We start from the raw sequence: 17,726 nt of genomic DNA on the forward strand, positions 1-17,726 counted from the left end.
TAATTTTCTTATAATTCTAACGTCTTCGCGCGTTCATCTCTTGGGTTTTGGTATGAAAAGGCTTAAATTCGTACTGAAATAGAAAATTCCTGACATAACTAAGAAAAATCAGAATGAAAGTATTCGCCGGAATTGGCTCGCATAGGTCTGGCTCACCGGAATTTTGGTACCATCCTTCATGATCAATAGAAAAGTGGAATGGGAATCCGGCTGAATTTCCGCAATATAATTGACGTTGATAATGTAAGAACGATGACATCGTAAAAACATTTCCTCCGGCAAGTGAAATTCCACTTCGCTCAACGTGAATTTATGCGTTCCTGTACCGCGTTCCGATTGCACCCATGTTTTCCGGTTGTGCGCTTCTAAAAACATGACTTCCTCATAAGGAACCGGCATCCAGCGATCCTCGATATGAAGGGTCAGGAACTTGGACAGAAATTTCAATTGTTTCGAAGGCAATATCGCAGTAACACAGCCCTTTGGATTTCCGGAATCGATGATGGGCACCGAGGTACCGAAGTAAGGGGTGCCGAATACCTTCCCATTGATATGATCCGACGTTTTCTTCCGGACGCTGAGCGCCTTGAACGTAACGGTATTTTCATTGATCTTGTCACCGGGTTTGATTTTCAGATCGATATGCTTGCTTGGTTTATAATAAATGAATTGCTGAGAATCGGACACAGCAATAGAAGCTTCTTTCGGGAATAATTCTCTGAATGATTCAACCATGGAAGAAACGGAAAAATAGTCCACTTTTAAACCTCCTCTAACGCAATCGTTATTAAAATTATAGACATTTTTTTGACAGGATGGAAAGTATGAGCTTCAAATCGAAAAAAAATATACATTTATCATTTTTAGAGTCCGGGGGATACTATTCTGGATACTTCTGTAAAAGGGTGAATGATAATGAAGTTTGGCAGTCATGTTTCGATTCGGGACGGCTATTTAGGAGCAGCAAAACAGGCAGCGGCAATGAATGCAGCTGCTTTTCAATATTTTCCGAAGAACCCCCGCAGCCTGGCAGTCAAAGACTTCAATCGCGATGATACCATGCTCTGCAGAGATTTTTGTACGGAACAAGGAATTATCTCTATATCCCACACCCCTTATCCAACCAGCCTGACTCCTGCAGATGATGAAAAGCGTAAGCAGGTGGTGGAGTCATTGCTGAATGATCTTGAAATCACGGATGCGTGTGGGTCGGTCGGGGTGGTCGTCCATTTTGGAAAACGAATCGATGATGACGATCCGCTCGTCAGCTACCAGTTAATGATTGCTGTCCTCAATGAAGTTCTTTCCCAGTGGAAGGGAGAATGTAAAATACTGCTCGAAAACAATGCCGGAAAGCCTGGTTCCATGGGGACAACGTTAGAAGAACTCGTCCAGGTCCGGAGTCTTTGTGACCAGCCAGAGAAAATCGGTTTCTGCCTCGATACCTGTCATGCGTTTGCCAGCGGACTTTGGAACGGTGCCAACTGGAAGGAAGTGCTGGAAAAAGGAACGGAGCTTGAATATTTCAATCATCTGGAAGCCGTTCATTTCAATAATTCCAAATATGATACCGGCTCAGGAAAAGACCGTCATGCAACTATTTTTGGAGATGATGGTTATATCACAGAGGAGCAATTTGACCAATTGATTAAAGCACCCGTTATGGCTGGTATTCCGTTCATTTTAGAAACTCCGAAAGAAACTCCAACACACGAAACGGAACTTAAACAATTGCATAGGAAATGGGGAGCAGGATAAGGAATAGAAACGCGTGGCTTATGCCATGCGTTTTTTTTGAGATAAATGAGCTTATATACACCACTTCCCCCTTATGAGAGACACTCTTGACATTATAGGAGACACTATTAAGAATAAAAGGGACATTTCCAGAAAAGCCTCCTCCCCCTGCCAAATAAGGGCAGGTAACTATTTTTAAAAAACAGTTGCAAAACGACATTAGTGTCGATATAATTAAATTAACTTAAACGACATAGGTGTCGTTTTTAAGAGGGGCTGGGATGAGAGTGGAAAATGGATTGCTGAAAAACAGAGGGTATCTCACATTGATGGCAGCGCAGGCGGTTTCGAGTATTGGTGACTGGCTTAGTATTGTTGCGGTAATTACGATGGTGGGGTTGAAATGGAATGCGTCCCCGATGCAGGTTTCTCTGATCATTCTATGTCTGGCCATCCCTATGGCGCTGCTTGGACCATTAGCAGGAACGGTGGCCGACCGGTTCAGCCGGAAAACTTTGATGGTTGCATCCGATCTGGTACGTGCCGGCTTGATTCTTGTGTTGGCGGCTGCTGATACCATTTGGATCGTCTATGCAAGCTTGTTTACGATTGGTGTATTTTCGGCTGTGTTCATCCCGGCGAAGAACGGTAAGTTGAAAGAGCTGGTCAAACAGGAAGATATGAAAAGTGCGATGTCGATCACATCGATGATTGATTCCATGACAAAGGTAATAGGGCCGTTACTAAGCGGTGTGTTAGTCACCGCCTTTGGTGCAAAAATCGTATTTTTCATCGACTCCGGCACCTTCCTTGTCTCAGCCGCAATGATTATGATGCTGCCGAAAGCTATTGTTGTAGTGGTAGAGGAAGATGATGATGACAAGGTGAAACCCTCTTTCAAGGAAGAATTTAAAGTGGGGATCACTTTCATCAAATCGAATACGTATATGCTGGCGGGGATGTTTTTCTTAGGATTCAGTCTGTTGATTCTCCAATTATCTGATTCGCAAATCATCGTACTGCTCCGGGAGCTGACCACTGCTTCCCCGGATCTGTTCGGCTATATTGTTACGGCGTCTGGGCTCGGGATGTTTTTTGCCGGGATGCTGCTGGCGAAAAAGACGGACTACCAAGCCTTCCCCTTGATGCTGGCGGGTGTTTGCGGGATTGGAATAAGCTTTGGTATGATGGCTGTATTTACATCCTTTGATATCGGATTTTCGGTAATATGGGCTCCGGCATTGGGGTTGATGGCAGGTTTCGCAGCGAGTCTGGTGTTCGTGCCATTTCAGGCCACCGTTCAGGTTGACACACCGGTTCACATGACGGGCAGAGTGTTTGGCGTCATCAATAGTGTCACCACAACGGCCACTATCATCGGTCCGTTACTTGGCGGATGGCTGGCCACAGTAATCGGAGTCATCCCGACATTTATCATCACGGCCACACTTTTAGTCGCGGTTTCATTAGTCGGAATTATCTTTAAAGGGAACATAGAACGGGGGAACACAAATGTCGCCGAAAGTGAGCAAGGAACACCTGAAGCAACGACGAGCTGATATTCTTGCAGCTGCAAAAACAGTTTTCATCAAACATGGGTACGAACGGACGACGATGAAGCATGTCATGGAAGAAGCGAAAGTCAGCAGGGGAGGATTGTATCAATATTTCTCCAATAAAGAAGAGTTATATGAGGCGATTTTGAAAGAAAATTTATTGCAGGTCTCTGAAGAAACACAGGAGTTTCTTGAAAATGAAGTGAAGTCCTACTGGGATTTATTGCTGCTTCGGATATTTGGAGAGGATCGGGAACCAGATGACGAGATGGATCCGCTGGCACCGAGCAACCTGGAATTTTTCATTATCGGAAGAAATGACGAGCGGCGCCGGAAGTACGGGCAGGAGCGATATCAGAATGGGCTGAAAATCTATGCGGATGTCATCAAAGCTGGTCAGGAAAATGGAGAATTCAGTGACAGGTATGACAGTGAAATGCTGGCCCGTGCGATCATCACCTATATTGATGGACTGGCACTGGATCACGCCATCCTTCCAGAGCAGGATGTCCAACTCAAAGAGCAGTCCACCATACTGCTTGAGTTTTTGAAAATGGCTTTGGAAGTGGAATAGTGTTTATTAAAAAAATATCTTAAACGAAAAAGGGAGCTCCAATTCGGAGCTTCTTTTATTATGACAATATGAATCCGGGGAGTTGGTGAGTTCATGGCTGAGGCTGTAAATCTCGATCAAACTCCCAAATGGGTCTTGGCAGTAAATCACAAATTTTTCGTATCAGTGATGCGTATCACATACGCTTTGCTTAAATTCCGGTAGGATAAGCATAGAGTAATAGAAAAAAGGAGTGGCCGATATGAGTCATGAATGTGCTGGAATACAAGTAGAAAGCGGAACCAAACTTAGTGCCCCTTTACAGCATCTGAAAGATGAACATCCCATCCTGCTAGGCATGATGGATGAACTGGAAAATCTGGCCGGGCAGCTGAAGACAGCGGAGGATGCTCACACTAATTTATTGAGGCTTCGGGAAGAAGTGGTTTTATTTATGGAAGTGCTCCTCCCGCATTCTGAAAAAGAGGAAGGATTCCTGTTCCCGATGCTCGGGAGTTATATCGGTAAAGAAACAGGTCCGATTGTTGTGATGGAATATGAACACGAGATGGCGAAAAAGAACTTCGAAGCTTATCTGAAAGGGACATTCCACATTGATGAAACCGTTACAACAAAAGAGGCGGAAAAGCTTTACAACCGGGTCATTGAAGGGTGCAGCATTTTGATATCTCACTTTCACAAAGAAGAAAATGTCCTGTTTCCTATGGCTGAAAATATTCTTTCCGATGTAGACAAAGCGAAATTGGCGAAACATTATAAGGTTTCTTAACTGAAATGACACGGCTGAACTTCCAGTCGTGTCATTTTTCTTCTATAAATTTCTTAATAAACGAAAACACCAGCTCCCGGATTTCTTTTGATTCATTAAAAAGGGCATGCCGGCTATTATCGATTTGGACCATTTTTGAATTGGTGAATTTATTTTCTATAAACTTGAGGTTATATGGCCAGGCCACCGTATTATCTTTATTTCCCTGTATCACAAAAGTCGGCGTGTTAGAAGGAGGATACTGGTCCAGCAGCTTATTCCAGTGCAGCATGGCACCGACCCAGTCAAGCGGGATGACGGAAGTCTGCAGCGGATCCAGTTTTCTTGCCTTCAGGTATTGCGTATTAGAGGAATTGACCCGAAAATTCCGTTTCACTTTATCAAGGAAAGGAATCATACTGGCTATATAATAACCGAGAACGGTTCCGTACCAATGCGAGGAATGCACCAGTGGAGCCGCCAGAATTACTTTGTCAAACACATGGTCATGATGCTTTAATACATAATCGATAGCAATTGCGCCACCGGTACTGTGGCCGATTACATAGTAGGGACCTTGCATTTCTTTTTTTGTGAGGTCCATCAGTTTTTCCAGCGAATGGACATAATCAGAAAACCGTTGGACAGAAGCCGTTTTTCCTTCTGACAGCCCATGGCCTTCGAGGTCATAGCTGATCACCGTATATCCATGCTTGTTTAAAAATTGGATCACATGGTTTAGATGACCGACGTGATCCAGGTAACCGTGCAATAGAAAAATGGTTCCTTTGCTTTGGTTAGGTGCAAACATCTGCACCATCGTCTTCGTTCCATTGGTTTCTATTTTCCCGAAATGGAATGCGCCGTCAGATATGTATAGCTCATAGTAATTCAGATAGGCGGCTATCTCAGGTGTTATGACCGTGGGATGATCGAAGCTGAAAGGTTTCTCCCAAGCGGAAAGCCGCTGTAATATATGTTCTATTGAATTGTTTTGGGGTGGCATAAAACAGGACTCCTTGCTTCTATTTTATATATTCTTTCAAAAACGATTACAACAGAAAAAGATGATTCCGCCTGGAATTACGAAATCATCTTTTATGATATCCCAAATCCCGTCGTAATGCTAACCACCGAAAGCTTCCAATACATCATCGAGCTCATCAGGGTCTATTTCTTTCTGGACGACGCGCTGAATCCGCGGCATCTGCCGGGATGGAGCGACCGGAGGATGAGCAGATAACATCTTTTTGATGCTCGCCAGTTCTTTAAGGATTTCATCATTATTATCCGCAGTGGGAGCGGAGGTTTTCTCTGAAAAATAATTTTCCAATGCCGAAAAAACTAAATGGACGAGTGTGCTGTTGGTGGCATGATAAGCGATTTGTTCCTGGGTCTTTTTAGAAATAAAGTGGGACTCTCCGGTTTTAATATCGATATATTCATCAGGAACGGTAATCGCCACGCGGTTCACATAATCCGTGTAGGTTTCAGCCATGGTCATCACCCTTTAGTCGTAACGTAATCGATTGCTTCTTCCTGGTGCTGTTTTTTCATTTCGTTCATTTGCGCCAGAATGAGAAGACCGATGACATTCAATTTCTCCAGATCCTCCGGAAAAGATAATTCGATTGGACGGCCTTTCTCCTGCCATTTGACAGCAGCTTCCTGGATCTGTCTTTTAGCAAGCTTTGCTGCGCCCCCGACAGCGATGTATCGCGCTGCCCCTTTGATTTCATTCGAGCTGTTCCGGACGCGGTCGAACAATTCGAGGTATTTGATGGCCATGGATTTTAACTGGGGAATGACGTATTTACTGATGTCTTTTTTAACCCCTGCGAATGGTTCGACATACCATTCGGATTGGCCTGCATACAGTTTTTCTTCCAGCTCCGTCCGTGAATCGAATTTGTATAACTCATTCTTGCTGACCTTCTGAATGATGATGTCCAAGAATGGGTTGATTCCGAACGGCTCTCCTTCAATAGAAGCTACTGGTTTATTATTCTTGATACCGACAAAGTCGACGGAATCCCCACCCAGGTCACCGATGATGATTCCTTTCTGGGAATCCTTGACAAGCTCGTCGTCCTTAATAGTCAAATCATGTAAGTCACGGGTCATTCCAAGATAGGCGCAGGCGCCTTCGGCTCCGACAATGACATCCTTAATATTCATTTTGACAGCGACTTCTTTTGGTTCAGCAATGCCAGGAACTTTATGGAAAATGATGGTGTGCGTTCCGACCAGAGACTCTTTCAGGGGCTGTTTTTTTCGTTTGAATTGGGTAGTAGGCAGGGATACGGCTAATTGGTCGATTTCATAGGTGATATCCGTTTCCTCCGGGTTTGCGAGCATGGCGTGATAGGCAGCGATTCCGAATAACAGGATGTAAGTGCGGTCTTCATCGACCTTCTGATTATTGAATGAAGTCAGGCTGACATTACGCTGACGTGTCGCTGCCTTTCCGACATAATAGACTTCCCGTTTGTCTATGATCGCCTGACTTTTCACTTCGACAATCAGATTCTCATCCAGTATCACATCTTCTTCATCATAAGGGAGCTCATAAAATTCTTCATCAAATAACGCGATTGCATTCGGCATTTCATATTCACTGATTATCCCATCATCCGAAGCGAGGACTTTATACCAGCTGTTTCCGATGTCAACCGCCAGAAAACTTTGTCTATCCATTCGATCGACCTCCTCATTCTGAATCATATGCAACAGGGGGGTGGGCGTGTGCCTGTATCCATTTTTAAAATATCCTCACCTGCTCGTCCACCTCGTACAAATTCCACGGTTATACTGCCTCATTCATCTATGCCGTTAGACTTTGTCTGCATAGGATAAAGTGTACCTTAAATATAAAGGAGGAAATTTAAATGAAAAAAGACAACAATTGTGTAGACGTAAATAAGTCTGCATCTGTTGAACAATGCGAAAACACGGCAGTTGACCCGATCGTCACGCCGGAGAATGCAGGCTTAGTTGCAAGGCTGCCTGTCACGCTGGCTGAATTGAATGTTTCTACGAGTACTTCTGCTAATATTTGTTTTCCGGAACCGGTATTAGAAATTAAGGATGTTAAAAAGAGAGTGAAGATCATCCAATGCCTTTTGATGCTGCCTGGTACGGATACGCCAAATGCACCTTTTGTGAGGGATAATTATCAGTTGTTCTTGAGAGGTTTCGTCCGCAAAAACATCCAGTATGCGTCACCGATTCTGGATGCTTCCGGTGCATGTATATCCTCAAAAATGCTGTCTCATACTGTGGATCTTCCATTTGAATGTGTGACGACAATTGCGGGGGAAGATTTCATTCAGCCGCCTCAGCTCCCGGCATATAACTCTCGTAACGAATTCGACTTTTTCCGGGCTCAGGAACTTGGCAAAGGATATCCAGAGAAAGATCAGCTGTTATCCAGTGACTTGTCCCAATATCATCAGGATAGCACGCAGTATTACAACCAGTTTCCTTATTGCGAAATCATTTCCAGCAATTTGACAGAGTACGATGAAGCAACAGACCGGATGCCTCTCCCTGGCAACTATGCAGCATTCGAAGAAGGATACTTCCACAATATGGTCGAGAAAATGTTCTTCGATTTTACCATCAAAGTGTTGCAGAACCAGCAAGTCCGCATCGAATCATTGGGCAATGGTAATGCCGGCGCTGCTGGCTGCTAAGCATCAACTAAGCATTATTCCTCTATGAGGGATAATGCTTTTTCTTTTGTACTTTAAGAAAGTTTAACTTTGTTAAAGGATTAAAGTATAAGAAAATACCAAGGCTTTCGCCATAAGTACTTGGCGACAAGCCAAGTTTTTCTAATAATATAGACTATTCAGCCTTATAAAATTTGGTGCCTGGACCCAGGGGGTAAAGCAAAAACTTTTTGTAGCGTCGGGCAAGTGACATTCATCGAAAGCTGTACTTTTTTTATTTGACCATACACATAGGCAAAAATCCTACATATGATGAACCAACTTGAATCAGGGAGGGTACCCAATGTCTGTGTTCGAACACGACCATGATCATTGTGATAAACCAGAAAAGCACTGTCACCACAAACCGGATATTTGTATCGGAAAAATTGTAACCAAAGTACCTGTTGTATTAGCGGAGCTTACCATTCAGGTAGACATGAATGCTTCAATAACTTTTCCGGAACCGGTACTGGAAATCAAGGATGTAAAAAAACGGGTGAAAATCACCCAATGCAGACTGTTATTGCCGACGAATAAACTATTCATCAAAGGTTTTGTCCGTAAAAATATCCAGTATGCAAGCCCGTGTACAGAAATAGAGGAGAATACAGCGACAAGTATCGCTTCGGATCTGCATTCGTATACCGTTGATATTCCATTCGAGACAGTCACAGAAATAAAAAAGTATTGTTCGAAGCCGGTGATGCCAAAGGTCAATCATAGGGAAGAATTCGATTTCTTTGTATCGAAACCGTTACCATCCGGCTATCCGGAAAAAGATGAGGTACTCACTAGCGATCTTTCCCAATATCATCAGGAAAGTATGCAATATTACAATCAGCTGCCTTATTGTGAGTTGATTGCAAGTAAAATCATTGAATGGGATGAGGCTGTCAATCGGATGCCGCTCCCGAATGCTTCCCCGGTGGAGGAGGGCTATTTCACCGAACTAGAGGAGAAAATGGTAGTAGATTTAAGGGTGAAAGTACTTCAGGAACAACAATTACGGGTGAGATCTACGACCAATGATGACTGATTAGGGCAGGAAAAGGGATGGTACGGGAAAAGTATGATCCCTTTTCCGTTTTGGGAATAATTTCAAGCCGAGAGGATAAGGGGGTGCCAGAAAGGATACCAGGTGTATTCTTTCCATGCAGGTATGAATGACTTCGAGCGAGCGATATGGAGTTTTCCAAAAACGGATCGGTATGATGCTGACAATGGAAAGGAAAGCAGCAATCGATCAGGTTCTGCCGAGCAATCAATCCATAGGTCTAATACTTCTCCATCACAACCCATCATTTACCAGCCTCCTCAGACGATCGGTCGCCGCGTAGAACCGGAAAAAATACAAGAGGAGAAGCAGGAGGACAAAGAAAAGCTAGTAAAGAAACAGAAGCATAAAAAGAATGATTGGGAAAAAATCAGACTTGCGCTAGCCGCAGAGGAAGCAATGGAAGATGAAGGGGAGAGGGAGGAGGAGCTAGCTGAGGCTGATAATAGTCGCAATGATCATGACGTTTTCACAGGAGAAGACCCGGAAGCGAATGCTAGTGAGGGATCCGGTTATGGAGGCTTCCTGAAAGCTTTTATGAATGACAATAGTACCGTTTCCCCCGAACCTATTCAAGAAGATTCCCTAGAAAACAGCGAGTCGACACATCAAAGGTATAACTTTCCTGTGATCGACTGGCTGGAAGCAGCATTGGAAAGACCGAAATGCGAGGACCGTAATTCATTAGGAAGCTTTTCGTATAGTAGTCCTGAGATTCCATGCGAAAAACCGGAAAGGAATGCCCTTTCTTTTCAGCCGGGCGGCACCATTAGAAAACAGAAGTATTCGATGGTTAAGCTGCCTGTATGTTTAGCTTCTTTGGATTTGCGATTGGACTTAAACCGAAACCTTGATATACCTCTCCCGGTCTCCCGGGTGAATCAGGTCGATTGGGATCTTACTGCTGTCAAAGGAAAGGTCGTGCTTCCAGAACACACCGTGTTCCTGGTACTGATCCTCACCGCCACCATCGAAGTAGTTTGTGATGACCGGCTGCAATTGATAAAAATAGATGTTCCGATAGAAAAAACATTCCAGGCCGACTGGAAAAAGGAGCCCGTGATTCCCTTTAGTAAATCACGTGAATATATGTTTCTATGCCCGAAACGAAAACAGATTTCCACGCATAGGGAATCCTATCAAACGTTTGCGGAAGAAATAGAGTTTTCCATTCCTTACTGTCAAATTATCTCGCATGAGGAGCTGTTAAATAAGCAGGATGCCACTGGTTTGAGCGTAACCGGGCACGTTAATGCAAAGCTTGAATTAACACAATCTCAATATGTAAAACTAGCGAAGATATAGAAAAGGTGCCTCCAGTGGAGACACCTTTTTCCATAATTATCCGTTCATTCGTCTGATTCGTTCGTTGATGCGGTCTCTCATGCTTGATGGTCGATGCGCTTCACACTCTCGATCTGCGCCGCCATTTGCTGACATACGCTGCTGCGTTTGCAACAGTTTGAATAGTAAGTTGATATCCATTTTTTCAGTGATGCGATTGAAACGGCCAAAACGATCATGGTCTTTATACAGATCCAATTCAAAAATATCCGCATAAAGCAGTTTGCATTCAATCGGCTCATTGAAGTATTCATACGTGTAAGATCCGCTGCGGCAGCGATCAGCACCATGCTTATGGTTATCAAGGTAACGGTACTCACCTGTTAATGAACTTTTTTGGCTGAAGTCTTGTTCTACAAGTTCAAATACTTCCACATCATCACTGCAAGTGAAAGGGACATCGACACTATAATCTTTTAGGTTGCCACTGCACGCCTCCACATACTGGATGTTTTTGTGTACCACACCAGTAATGAAAACTTTAACCAGCGTTTCAGATATAGGGCTTCGGAAAGCCTCACATTGCTTCAGTGAGACATTCTTCTTAATTGCTTTGACTTCTCTCGCTGGTGTCGGCAAATGAACATCTGCTTCAACTGTAGCTTGCAGCTCTACTTCCGATAACACGACAGGTACATCGATATCGAAGTCAGATGGATTACCGTTTGCGTTACAAGAAACACTCTTTGCTTTTACTTTGTCACAAGCCATTCCTGGCGGACACTTCTTTTGATAATTATTGCAGCTAGTGTTCTTTTTCATATTTTCCACTCCTTATATTTTTATTGCCAAAAAGAATCCCGGAGTATTCATAAATCATACTCCTTTCTATTGGCTTACTATTGTATATGCGTTCAGGAGTGATAAAGGATGGACTAGTGTAGCTGGCAATACGCATATATTGCTGGAATAGAGAAGAAATGAGCAGAAGCCTTGAAAATGGCGAATTGGTAGAATACTATTTTTTTCTTTTAAAAATTGTTAAATATCAGTGTGAATTTACAATTAAACTCCTGTATGTTGAAGGATGGTGGATGGAGCCCGGGAAACCACTTGTTTTCCGTGGGCATACGGTGAGCCTGGTAAAAAAAGACATGCAGCCAGGAGGCCAGCGTGTCTTTTTTTGAGGTCATTTTTACATAAAGTGTGCTCAACGAGGGAACACTGGTTCATCGGAAGGAAGTTCTTTTGCCAGTTGATCAACATGGCCTTGTACAAGCTCGACGGCTTCATCCAATTTTTCAAAAAAGACATCTCTGATCGTGCCGTCATTTTCCTTGGCAGCATGCTTATATTTCGGATCATAATAGTGGTTAAGCAGCTGCTCGGTGACAGTCCGATAGTCACGTGCTGCCAGCGCTTCGTCAATAATCTCACGAGCTTCAGCTGCAGTCCGTTTACGTATGATTTCCCACGCTTTTTCGATCGCTTCATGGTTTTGTTCCGGCTGGTAAGTTGCAAGAATGGTATCGATACGGACAGGAATCGATGTATGTACCTGGATACGCGGACCGATCTGTTTTCCATCCATGATGAATTTAGGGATTTCGATATTGCCGAGCCGTTTGCTTTCGGATTCGATGATATAATAATCCGTCTCACCGATTTCCTGGATACGTTCCCATAATCGCACGTCAAAATCCTTTTGGCTGCGATCGGGCAAATCCACTCGTCCGAACACGGAGCCGCGATGGGCTGCTAAGCCTTCGAGATCAAGGACAGGATAGTTTTGCTCCTGAAGCTGCTCCAAGATCTCTGTTTTTTTGGTCCCTGTCAATCCCTCTAGTACGATGAATGTCCGTTTCAAGCGGGCAATGGCTTCGAGGTCTGCCACTACTTTTTTCCGGAAAGAGCGGATGCCGCCTTCCAGTTGAAAGCATTTCAGCCCCATTACCTCAAAAACGGTGGCCAGTGTCCGGCTTCGCATGCCGCCGCGCCAGCAATAAATGACGATTGGCCTGCCGTTGCTTATTGCTTTGGCCCGCTTATAAAATTCTGGCAGTTTGGGGGAAACAAGAGAGAGGCCAAGTTCCTTCGCTTCTTCCTTCCCGACCTGTTTATAGGTTGTGCCCACTGTGACACGCTCTTCATTAGAAAAAATCGGCAGGTTGATCGCGCCGGGGATATGGAATTCCTCAAACTCTTTAGGCGTGCGCACGTCAACCACCGGAGCATCCATTTCCAGTGCTTCTGTTATAGTCACTCGTTTCATGTATTTCACCTGCTTTATACCTTTGTGTTTATGTTCAGTATAACATGTCTGGCTGTAATTTTTCCTTTGGGGCTCAGTTAGGTTAGAATAGGAAGAAGAAATTATCTGTTCAAGGAAAGGATATCAACCTATGACCAATCACGAAAATTCGGCCAGCCACTGGTCTGTACTAGAAAAATTACCTCCGTTTTTACAACAAGCATGGGAAAAATCGGGTTTTCGTAAACCTACCGAGATTCAAAAACAGGCGATTCCACCTATTTTGGAAGGGAAAGACATACTGGCAGAAGCACCGACAGGAAGCGGTAAGACGCTCGCTTATCTTTTTCCTGTCCTGCAAAAAATCGATCCTGATAAAAAAAATACTCAGGCATTGATTGTTGCTTCCTCCAGGGAACTGGTCATGCAGATTCATGAAGAAATGCAGACGTGGAGTGCCGGCAGCGGAGTTTCCAGCGCGACCATGATCGGTGGTGCCAATATAAAACGCCAGCTGGAAAAATTAAAAAAACATCCGCGTATCATCATCGGTACACCGGGGCGCGTTCAAGAGCTGATTAAAATGAAAAAATTGAAAATGTACGAAGTGAAAACAATCGTGCTCGATGAAGGTGACCAGCTATTAGCACCAGAACACAGGGCAACGATGCAAGATATCATCAAAAGTACATTAGCGGAACGGCAGCTGTTATTATTTTCAGCAACTTTGCCTGAAGCAAGTGAGCTGGAAGCAAAACGGTTGATGGATGACCCGGAAGTTATCCGTGTCGGAATAGAAAATGAAAAGCCCGCTGTAGAACATGGTTATTTGATTACCGATGCCCGGAAAAAAGTAGATACACTCAAGCGCTTGACTGTCATTGACGCGTTCAAGGGGCTCGTCTTTGTGCGGGATATCGGCAACCTGGATGTACTGGCCGAGAAGCTGCGTTTTAAAGGTCTTTCTGTTGGCGTGATCCACGGAGATTCGAAAAAGGAAGAACGGGTGAAAACACTGAAGGCATTTCGTGAAGGAAAACTGGCACTATTGCTTGCGACTGATGTCGCGGCTCGAGGACTGGATATCGTATCACTCCGATATGTTATCAACTATGACCTTCCGAATGAGACAGGCCAATATGTTCATCGTGCCGGACGGACGGGAAGACTAGGGTCCAACGAAGACGGTACCGTTATTTCCCTCGTCACAGGGGATGATATTAAGAAACTTGAGAGAATCAGCAAAGAATTGGATCTGGATATTGTTGAAAAGAAAATGTATAAGGGCGAACTGGTGGATGCAGATCAGTATTAAGGAGGCAGACACGTGAAAGGACATATAGCCGGAAAAACAGCAGCGGAATGGCAATCGGATTATCCGCTGTTAACAGACATCATACAAACCAAAGAAGTCTACTGGGAAAACCCTGCTTATCGACCGGCAAGTAAGGAGCAGCCGATTACCAGGGAAGAGCTTGATGAGGCAGCTGCTTTGTTCCAGCGATTCCTGCCTTTTTTGAGAAAGACATTTCCAGAGGCGGAACTGGCTGAGGAAGGAATCGTATCCCCACTGAAAAAAATAGCTGATATGAAAGCGGAGCTTGAAACAGTAAAAGGTGATCTGTGGCTGAAATGCGATCATGATCTGCCTGTTGCCGGTTCAATCAAAGCACGCGGCGGTTTTTTTGAGATATTAAACTATGCTGAAACGCTTGCCAGCGAGCATGGCCTGCTCTCCCGCCCAGATGACTACAGCAAGTTTGACAGCGAGCAGTTTCGTAACTTTTTTGCCGATTATTCCATTGCTGTAGGTTCGACGGGTAATCTTGGGCTAAGCATCGGTATCATCAGTGCCAAAATCGGCTTCCGGGTGACTGTCCATATGTCGCAGGACGCAAAACAATGGAAAAAAGATCTGCTTCGGAGCTATGGTGTCACCGTAATCGAGCATCCGGCCGATTTCAGCGTCGCTGTAGAAAAAGGCAGGGAAATGTGTCTGCAGGAGCAACGCTGTTATTTTGTGGATGATGAAGATTCTAAAAATCTTTTTCTTGGATACACCGTGGCGGCGAAAGAAATCGAGCAACAGCTGAAAACAGCAGGTGTCGCCGTAGATGAGAAGCACCCCTTGATCGTTTACCTGCCGTGTGGGGTCGGTGGGGGACCAGGCGGGGTGACGTATGGACTGAAGCAAATTTATGGGGAAGCAGTCCATTGCATCTTTGCCGAACCGACGCATGCCCCTTCGATGCTGCTTGGCTTGATGACAGGCCTCTATGACAAGGTGGCTGTGCAGGATTTTGGCATCGATAATATTACGGAAGCGGACGGACTTGCAGTCGGCCGCCCGTCCGGATTTGTGGCACCAATCATTGATAAAATGATTGCTGGCATTTATACCATAGAGGATCAGGAACTCTACAAACTCCTTTACCTGCTCTATCGCAGCGAAGGATTATTTCTTGAACCCTCTGCACTCGCAGGAATGTATGGCCCGGCCCGGTGGTCGGAAAAAATAGAAAAAACACTCGGCATAAACAGCGGCCAGGCCACCCATCTCGTCTGGTCGACGGGTGGCAGCCTCGTGCCGAAACATGATCGGGAAACGATGCTGTCGAAAGGCAAAGAAGCTGTCCTGTAAATCTGCCGAAAAGTTAAATAAAAATAAAAAGAGCCTGCGCAAACGCAAACAGGCTCTTTTTATTTTCTTAAGCGCAACCTGCGGAACTTGATATTCTTCGGGTCAAGCCCGCTTCCGAGCGATCGATATAACTTTCCGTACTTTGGATCCGCGAGTTTATTGTCTTTATAATAGACACGCGGCGTTTTCCATAAAGCGATCAACGCCTGGCTGAGTGGCATTTCATGATAACGCTCCGGCCAGAACTTCTTGATCTGTTCCTTCACGAGCGGGTAGTGTTTCGGATTCATCCCGGGGAACAGATGGTGTTCGGTATGATAAGAGAAATTGAAATGCAGCACATCCACCCATTTCGGAACAGTCACCGTCAGACTGTTCGCTAATGGATCGTTGATAGGAGTAATTGGGTTGAGTCGATGGTTTGTAGAGATATACCCCATTACAATCAGGTTAGCAATCAGCAATGGAATGAAAAACGCGAAAAGCCATTTTGTGAAACCCATGACAAATAATAGTCCAATCCAGGTCGCCCACGGTAAAACCGCCTGCAGCCACACTTCTGGCTGTTTCTTTGGTTTAAATTCTTTTACATAAGTGATAAACATCTTCATGGAATGCATCGAAAACTGAAAGGCCAGTGAAATAAATGCGAAGGTAGACCGCACCTTCAACGGCAGGCGATACACCCACTGGAACATCTTCATTTTTTTAATCTTTTCTAATGTCGGCCAGGCATCTGGATCCTTTTCTGCATGCTGGGTATGGACATGGTGGGTCATGTTATGCCATTTTCTCCACAGCTTCGGTCCTGTACTCAAGGGGAAAAAGGCGATCGCTCCAAGCAGGTCGCGGAGCCAAGGCTTGCGTACTACAGTACCATGAAGGATTTCATGTCCCAGAAAGCCGAGTCCGGCAAAGCTGAAGCCGATGACCAGCGAAATTGCCAGGCTGATTACTGGATGAAGTTCGATCAGGCCGATCGTCAAAAACCCTGCGGTCGTTATTAGTAAATAAGCTAAACCTCCGAACAAACGGGAGGGGACAGGTTTAAATGCACCCTTCGGCAAGTGCGGCTTTATTTGTTTTGCATACCAACTGAAGGAATGAAGCTCTTTCATTTCCAATCTCCTTTCATGAAGGCAAGTTATCTTTTCATATTGTAGTTCATCGTACCAGTATCTATTCTCACAAGTCAATAATGTTTACTACCTGGTATTAATATTTGGTATAAAGTCATATTTCATACCAGATAAAGGATATTAACACCTCCATAAAGAATAGATAAAGGTACAGTCTATTTAATTTTTTTAGGCTAATTGACATGAAGCTGCTCTCCCTGTAGAAGAGGGAGTAGGTTAAAAACCGCAGTTTATAAAAGGATACGAACATATCCTGATTGTCCCATCATAAACTCACTAGTAAAACCCTATTCAAGAGGAGAAGAGGAGTGATTGAAATGGGCGAGCTCGTCCACTTCCCTCATAAAAGTATCCGGTTGACCGATGAAGAATTGGCTGTGTATTGGAGTATTAAGGCCCGGTTGGAGAAAGTCGTTACGGTGAATGACATTCGTCAGCTGCAGCAGGATGTAAAGGCTTTTCGCAAACATTTATCTGTAAAGTATGGGATCCCATTGTAAAAGAAGTTTGAATCAGCCGTTTTGATTGGTATAGGATAAGCACAGAGGTGATAAATCATGAAAAAGCAATTCGAACTGAAAACGGATCGAAGAGACCAAATGATTGATATTACCAGTGATATCGAGTCGTTTATCCAGGAAGCTGATGTGAAGGAAGGAATCATCATCATATCATCCTTGCACACCACTGCGGGAATTACCGTGAATGAAAATGCTGATCCTGATGTAAAAGCAGATATGCTGATGCGGCTCGATGAACTCTATCCTTGGGATCATCCGGAAGATAGGCACGCGGAAGGGAATACGGCTTCTCATTTAAAAACGAGTACGGTAGGACATGCGCAGACACTGATTATCAGTGGAGGTGAATTAGAACTGGGAACCTGGCAAGGCGTGTATTTTTGTGAATTTGATGGACCCCGACGAAGGAAGTTTCTGGTAAAAATCATCACATAAAGGACTATGACCAGCTTTGGTTATCGTCCTTTTTTTATTTGTTAAGATCAAGCAAAAACACTCATTAAAA

General features: G+C 44.3%; 18 protein-coding genes. 11 read left to right on the top strand and 7 right to left on the bottom strand.

From position 1 onward, the window contains the following. Nucleotides 1–108: 108 nt before the first annotated feature. Nucleotides 109–759 (bottom strand): LytTR family DNA-binding domain-containing protein, encoded by a 651-nt coding sequence (locus P855_RS0104705; RefSeq protein WP_028782484.1) that lies wholly within the window; start codon nt 757–759, stop codon nt 109–111. A 156-nt stretch (nt 760–915) separates the two neighbouring features. Between P855_RS0104705 and P855_RS0104710 the strand changes: the two genes are divergently transcribed. From P855_RS0104710 to P855_RS0104725, 4 genes are all read left to right on the top strand, one after another. Further along, complete coding sequence (locus tag P855_RS0104710) at nt 916–1,758, top strand: deoxyribonuclease IV (protein ID WP_028782485.1); 843 nt, start codon at nt 916–918, stop codon at nt 1,756–1,758. A 260-nt stretch (nt 1,759–2,018) separates the two neighbouring features. Then, nucleotides 2,019–3,296, top strand: a complete 1,278-nt coding sequence (locus tag P855_RS0104715) for an MFS transporter (protein ID WP_037985637.1) — start codon at nt 2,019–2,021, stop codon at nt 3,294–3,296. Beyond that, nucleotides 3,250–3,867 (top strand): TetR/AcrR family transcriptional regulator, encoded by a 618-nt coding sequence (locus P855_RS0104720; RefSeq protein ID WP_028782487.1) that lies wholly within the window; start codon nt 3,250–3,252, stop codon nt 3,865–3,867. Before P855_RS0104715 ends, P855_RS0104720 begins: the two co-directional genes overlap by 47 nt. A 241-nt stretch (nt 3,868–4,108) precedes the next feature. Next, nucleotides 4,109–4,636 carry a hemerythrin domain-containing protein gene (locus P855_RS0104725; RefSeq protein ID WP_028782488.1) on the top strand — a complete coding sequence of 176 codons (528 nt, stop codon included), beginning with the start codon at nt 4,109–4,111 and terminating at the stop codon, nt 4,634–4,636. Between the two features lie 31 nt (nt 4,637–4,667). On the opposite strand, the gene P855_RS0104730 is transcribed toward P855_RS0104725, so the two are convergent. From P855_RS0104730 to P855_RS0104740, 3 genes are all read right to left on the bottom strand, one after another. Next, nucleotides 4,668–5,621 (bottom strand): alpha/beta hydrolase, encoded by a 954-nt coding sequence (locus P855_RS0104730; RefSeq protein WP_028782489.1) that lies wholly within the window; start codon nt 5,619–5,621, stop codon nt 4,668–4,670. 120 nt (nt 5,622–5,741) lie between these two features. Next, complete coding sequence (locus P855_RS0104735; protein WP_028782490.1) at nt 5,742–6,113, bottom strand: hypothetical protein; 372 nt, start codon at nt 6,111–6,113, stop codon at nt 5,742–5,744. A 5-nt stretch (nt 6,114–6,118) separates the two neighbouring features. Further along, on the bottom strand, nt 6,119–7,312 hold the full coding sequence (locus P855_RS0104740; protein ID WP_028782491.1) for a ParM/StbA family protein: 1,194 nt from the start codon (nt 7,310–7,312) through the stop codon (nt 6,119–6,121). A gap of 191 nt (nt 7,313–7,503) precedes the next feature. Between P855_RS0104740 and P855_RS0104745 the strand changes: the two genes are divergently transcribed. From P855_RS0104745 to P855_RS0104755, 3 genes are all read left to right on the top strand, one after another. Continuing rightward, on the top strand, nt 7,504–8,310 hold the full coding sequence (locus tag P855_RS0104745; protein ID WP_028782492.1) for a CsxC family protein: 807 nt from the start codon (nt 7,504–7,506) through the stop codon (nt 8,308–8,310). A gap of 322 nt (nt 8,311–8,632) precedes the next feature. Continuing rightward, nucleotides 8,633–9,367 (top strand): CsxC family protein, encoded by a 735-nt coding sequence (locus P855_RS0104750; protein WP_028782493.1) that lies wholly within the window; start codon nt 8,633–8,635, stop codon nt 9,365–9,367. A gap of 102 nt (nt 9,368–9,469) precedes the next feature. Continuing rightward, entirely contained in the window at nt 9,470–10,690 is a 1,221-nt protein-coding gene (locus P855_RS0104755; RefSeq protein WP_028782494.1) for a hypothetical protein, read from the top strand. A gap of 36 nt (nt 10,691–10,726) precedes the next feature. Here P855_RS0104755 and P855_RS20515 read toward each other — a convergent pair whose 3' ends face one another. Together P855_RS20515 and mnmH are read right to left on the bottom strand one after the other, a co-directional pair. Continuing rightward, nucleotides 10,727–11,491 carry a CsxC family protein gene (locus tag P855_RS20515; protein ID WP_051353090.1) on the bottom strand — a complete coding sequence of 255 codons (765 nt, stop codon included), beginning with the start codon at nt 11,489–11,491 and terminating at the stop codon, nt 10,727–10,729. 388 nt (nt 11,492–11,879) lie between these two features. Further along, nucleotides 11,880–12,941 (bottom strand): tRNA 2-selenouridine(34) synthase MnmH, encoded by a 1,062-nt coding sequence (mnmH, locus tag P855_RS0104770; protein ID WP_028782496.1) that lies wholly within the window; start codon nt 12,939–12,941, stop codon nt 11,880–11,882. 130 nt (nt 12,942–13,071) lie between these two features. Here mnmH and P855_RS0104775 point away from each other — a divergent pair, with 130 nt between their 5' ends. Next, nucleotides 13,072–14,235 carry a DEAD/DEAH box helicase gene (locus P855_RS0104775; protein WP_028782497.1) on the top strand — a complete coding sequence of 388 codons (1,164 nt, stop codon included), beginning with the start codon at nt 13,072–13,074 and terminating at the stop codon, nt 14,233–14,235. 12 nt (nt 14,236–14,247) lie between these two features. Next, entirely contained in the window at nt 14,248–15,561 is a 1,314-nt protein-coding gene (locus tag P855_RS0104780) for a D-serine ammonia-lyase (protein ID WP_028782498.1), read from the top strand. Between the two features lie 59 nt (nt 15,562–15,620). Here the strand turns inward: P855_RS0104780 and P855_RS0104785 are convergent, their stop codons facing one another. Beyond that, nucleotides 15,621–16,679 (bottom strand): fatty acid desaturase family protein, encoded by a 1,059-nt coding sequence (locus P855_RS0104785; protein ID WP_028782499.1) that lies wholly within the window; start codon nt 16,677–16,679, stop codon nt 15,621–15,623. A 338-nt stretch (nt 16,680–17,017) separates the two neighbouring features. Between P855_RS0104785 and P855_RS0104790 the strand changes: the two genes are divergently transcribed. Both P855_RS0104790 and P855_RS0104795 read left to right on the top strand, forming a co-directional pair. Then, complete coding sequence (locus P855_RS0104790; protein ID WP_028782500.1) at nt 17,018–17,200, top strand: hypothetical protein; 183 nt, start codon at nt 17,018–17,020, stop codon at nt 17,198–17,200. A 57-nt stretch (nt 17,201–17,257) separates the two neighbouring features. Beyond that, nucleotides 17,258–17,656: a secondary thiamine-phosphate synthase enzyme YjbQ gene (locus P855_RS0104795; protein ID WP_028782501.1), complete on the top strand. Its 399-nt coding sequence runs from the start codon at nt 17,258–17,260 to the stop codon at nt 17,654–17,656. Nucleotides 17,657–17,726: the final 70 nt, after the last annotated feature.

The organism is Thalassobacillus devorans MSP14 (assembly GCF_000496835.1).
GTDB classification, from domain to species: Bacteria; Bacillota; Bacilli; order Bacillales; family Halobacillaceae; genus Thalassobacillus; species Thalassobacillus devorans_B.

Coding starts and splice junctions, on each gene's coding strand:
- P855_RS0104790 (WP_028782500.1), top strand. CDS start 17,018: ATGGGCGAGCTCGTCCACTTCCCTCATAAAAGTATCCGGTTGACCGAT.
- P855_RS0104720 (WP_028782487.1), top strand. CDS start 3,250: ATGTCGCCGAAAGTGAGCAAGGAACACCTGAAGCAACGACGAGCTGAT.
- P855_RS0104775 (WP_028782497.1), top strand. CDS start 13,072: ATGACCAATCACGAAAATTCGGCCAGCCACTGGTCTGTACTAGAAAAA.
- P855_RS0104795 (WP_028782501.1), top strand. CDS start 17,258: ATGAAAAAGCAATTCGAACTGAAAACGGATCGAAGAGACCAAATGATT.
- P855_RS20515 (WP_051353090.1), bottom strand. CDS start 11,491: ATGAAAAAGAACACTAGCTGCAATAATTATCAAAAGAAGTGTCCGCCA.
- P855_RS0104725 (WP_028782488.1), top strand. CDS start 4,109: ATGAGTCATGAATGTGCTGGAATACAAGTAGAAAGCGGAACCAAACTT.
- P855_RS0104745 (WP_028782492.1), top strand. CDS start 7,504: ATGAAAAAAGACAACAATTGTGTAGACGTAAATAAGTCTGCATCTGTT.
- P855_RS0104715 (WP_037985637.1), top strand. CDS start 2,019: ATGAGAGTGGAAAATGGATTGCTGAAAAACAGAGGGTATCTCACATTG.
- P855_RS0104735 (WP_028782490.1), bottom strand. CDS start 6,113: ATGGCTGAAACCTACACGGATTATGTGAACCGCGTGGCGATTACCGTT.
- mnmH (WP_028782496.1), bottom strand. CDS start 12,941: ATGAAACGAGTGACTATAACAGAAGCACTGGAAATGGATGCTCCGGTG.
- P855_RS0104740 (WP_028782491.1), bottom strand. CDS start 7,312: ATGGATAGACAAAGTTTTCTGGCGGTTGACATCGGAAACAGCTGGTAT.
- P855_RS0104710 (WP_028782485.1), top strand. CDS start 916: ATGAAGTTTGGCAGTCATGTTTCGATTCGGGACGGCTATTTAGGAGCA.
- P855_RS0104785 (WP_028782499.1), bottom strand. CDS start 16,679: ATGAAAGAGCTTCATTCCTTCAGTTGGTATGCAAAACAAATAAAGCCG.
- P855_RS0104750 (WP_028782493.1), top strand. CDS start 8,633: ATGTCTGTGTTCGAACACGACCATGATCATTGTGATAAACCAGAAAAG.
- P855_RS0104730 (WP_028782489.1), bottom strand. CDS start 5,621: ATGCCACCCCAAAACAATTCAATAGAACATATATTACAGCGGCTTTCC.